Source organism: Methanolobus psychrotolerans, assembly GCF_002243045.1.
Lineage (GTDB): Archaea > Halobacteriota > Methanosarcinia > Methanosarcinales > Methanosarcinaceae > Methanolobus > Methanolobus psychrotolerans.
This window is the reverse complement of record NZ_MBKP01000081.1, coordinates 1-3,339: the sequence shown is the minus strand read 5'-3', so window position 1 is coordinate 3,339 and position 3,339 is coordinate 1. Positions and strand designations below refer to the sequence as shown.

Annotated in this window: 3 protein-coding genes and 1 pseudogene; 1 reads left to right on the top strand and 3 read right to left on the bottom strand. The window is 35.5% G+C overall.

Going from position 1 to position 3,339, the window contains the following annotated elements; translation table 11 throughout:
* A pseudogene (locus BB781_RS14955) lies at positions 1–308 on the bottom strand (transposase); the annotation flags it as partial.
* A 381-nt stretch (positions 309–689) separates the two neighbouring features.
* On the opposite strand from BB781_RS14955, the gene BB781_RS14950 reads away from it, so the two are divergent.
* On the top strand, positions 690–2,444 hold the full coding sequence (locus BB781_RS14950; RefSeq protein WP_164997932.1) for an LVIVD repeat-containing protein: 1,755 nt from the start codon (positions 690–692) through the stop codon (positions 2,442–2,444).
* Between the two features lie 27 nt (positions 2,445–2,471).
* On the opposite strand, the gene BB781_RS15925 is transcribed toward BB781_RS14950, so the two are convergent.
* Both BB781_RS15925 and BB781_RS15995 read right to left on the bottom strand, forming a co-directional pair.
* The gene (locus BB781_RS15925) at positions 2,472–2,630 is read right to left on the bottom strand and encodes a hypothetical protein (RefSeq protein WP_164997931.1); all 159 of its coding nucleotides are present in this window, start codon (positions 2,628–2,630) and stop codon (positions 2,472–2,474) included.
* Between the two features lie 494 nt (positions 2,631–3,124).
* On the bottom strand, positions 3,125–3,339 hold a 215-nt coding region (locus BB781_RS15995), incomplete at its 5' end, for a hypothetical protein (protein WP_207205304.1).

The following is a 3,339-nucleotide window of genomic DNA, read 5'->3' as shown; positions in this document are numbered from 1 at the left end:
TGTGTATTTTTTGTTGAGAATATAAATTTAAATTTTGTATTGTTCTGTGTTATCAAACTTAATATTGTGGCTTTGGATATGGTTCTTTCAAACAGGTTAAAGAAATCGCTAAGCATTGTCTGAGTTATGTGAATGATACGGACTTTTATATTTTCTTTTTTGGCCTCTATCTTTTTTCCAAATAATTTTTCGTATTCTTTTATGCCGTTGACACTTTTTAAACTTATTGTCTTTACTTCACAATTTCCTGTAAAGTCACATACTTGAAGCAATACTTTCTTATATCCCTTGCCAATAATCTTAATCATGGATTATACCTTTTTGCGAGTTATTTTGATGTTTGCAAACCTAAAATAGCTTTAATTAGGTATAATCTTTTCTATATAGGTTAGATTTTGATTTAAGTTATGTTTATGCAAATTTTTACAGAAAAAAGTATTCTAAGAAGAGATTAAGAGAAAAGAAGTATTTTAGAGGAAAATGGTTAAGCCTCAATTACCAAATAAAGGAAAAACTAACGATATTGACAATATGATTATCTATTGTACTTATAAGCATAACACATGTAATCATATATGGATGTTATAAATACATGTAGATTAATTCATAATATTATAGAAAATCTATAAATGTTGAATGTTTTTGGCTGTGATAAAATAAAAAGAGTGAGTCTGTTCCTTTTGGCAATATTGTTAATAATACCCACAACAAGTTCTGTAAGTGTAGGCACAGTGGACATGGAGCTTGCAGGCATCTATAATACGGCGGGATGGTCACTAGGTGTTGCCATAGATGGAAATTATGCATACATTGCCAATGAAGATAATGGGCTTGTTATTGTTAATATCAGTGACCCATGTGCTCCAATGGTTGAAGGTATTTATCATACAGACGGAGATTCAGAAGATGTTGCCATAGATAGAAATTATGCATACATTGCAGATAATTATAAAGGTCTTGTTATTGTTAATATCAGTGACCCAACGAATCCAACGCTGGCAGGCAGCTATGACACATCTGGATACTCACAGGATGTTGTTATACATGGAAATTATGCATACATTGCCGATTATTTTAATGGGCTTGTTGTTGTTGATATCAGTGATCCAACGGATCCAACGCTGGCAGGTAGTTATGATACAGACGGGATTTCATTGGGCGTTGCCATAGATGGAAATTATTCATATATTGCCGATAAAGATAATGGGCTTGTTGTTATTGATGTCAGTAACCCAACGAATCCAACGCTGGCAGGTAGTTTTGATACAAACGGGGAGTCACGGGGTGTTACCATAAAAAGAAATTATGCATACATTGCAGATAAAGATAATGGACTTGTTGTTGTTGATGTGAGTGACCCAACGGATCCAACACTGGCAAGTAGCTATGATATACATGCATGGTCACAGGATGTTGTTATAGACGGAAATCATGCATATCTAGCCAATTGGAACAAGGGTCTTGTTGTAATTGATGTCAGTGATCCAACGGATCCAACACTAGCAGGCAGTTATGATACAGACGGGAATTCATTGGGTGTTGCCATCGAAGGAAATTATGCATACATTGCAGATGAAGATAATGGACTTGTTGTTGTTGATGTGAGTGATCCAACGGATCCAATACTGGCAAGCAATTATTATAAAGATGGGGAGTCACTGGGTGTTGCCATCGAAGGAAATTATGCATACATTGCCGATGAAGATAATGCCCTTGTTGTTGTTGATGTCAGTGACAAAACAGATCCAACGCTGGCAGGCAGTTATGATACAGCCGGAAGTTCATTTGGAATTGACATAGATGAAAATTATGCATACATTGCTGATGATTATAAAGGTCTTGTTATTGTTGATGTCAGAGACCCCACGAATCCAACGTTGGCAGGCAGTTATGATACTGTTGGATATTCACGGGATGTAAAGGTAGCAGATGATTATGCATACATTGCCGATTTTTCCAATGGTCTTGTTGTAATTGATGTCAGTGACCCAACGGATTCAACACTGGTAGGTAGCTACGATACAGCTGGAAGCTCATTGGGGATTGCCATAGATGGAAATTTTGCATACATAGCCGATGGGCATAATGGACTTGTTGTTGTTGATGTGAGTGACCCAAATGCTCCAATGCTGGCAGGTAGGTATGATACAGATGGTTATTCATGTGGTGTTACAGTATCTGGTGATTATGTTTATGTAGCTGATCATCAAAATGGTCTTGTTATCCTTAAACAAAATCTTTTATTGTTGGATTGGAACCCATGGAATAATGATGATTCAGAAGGCAGCACTGTAATAACAACAGACGAACTTCAGGAAGCCATACATTGCTGGCTAAATGATATGTCGGCACCCGATACGAACGCTGAGATTACAACAGACAGATTGCAGGCTCTTATACACTATTGGGTTAATGGTCTTGAAATGCCAGAAGAGGCTGAATAATACAGAGTTAAGCATTGTAGGTGTTAATCATGCATTTTCCCACATCTCCAACCTTTCCATTACATGAGAGTTTTGAGTTAATGGTTTATCAGCTTCAGTATTCTTTCTTTCAAGTATTCTTATTTCGCCATCAAACTTTGCTTCAGGATGATTAGCATATTCTATTATTGTCCTGCTAAACTGCATGATTAATTTAGATAAGTAAAATGTAACTATTCAGAGACTGTCGGAAAAGTCGATTCGTATGAAAATACTGAGTAATTATAACAATAATAGCTTAGAACATATCATTAGTGATTTCTTTTAAACTAGTTATTGATAATGATTATATTGATACTCATAACTATTTAGCTCAGTACGTATAGCAATAATTTTCAGATTAGGTGACTTTTCCGACAGTCTCTGAAAGAGATGACTTTCTCTTCGTTAAGGAGTGAAAACTGTCAAACTTGGGATGAAAGAGACTGTCGGAAAATACAAGGTAAAAATCCCATTCACCCATAATAAGAGCAAATTTTTGCGACACTATTTTATTTTAGACAGATTTCGTTATTTGATTGATATTTTTTGTCCAATAGACCTCATCGTTCTTAATATTTCATGAATCCAATCATAGCTTCTTCATTTTCAACACATGTTACGATAGCTATCGCGACTCATTTTTATAACCTTAACTCTGCTCATTTAGGGAATAACCCAAGATTTAACTTCTTTCCTAAATCCTCTACCTTTTTTGGTACTTCAGTCAACATCATCTGTCCATCAATATCCATCATATAGACTTTACCGAACATTTCAATTAAATCCCTTGGAGAATACTTCTTTGTAAGGGAGGCATTGCGTATGCAATTCTCAATTTTTGCATATCCATAAAGTGATAGGAACGAAATGAACA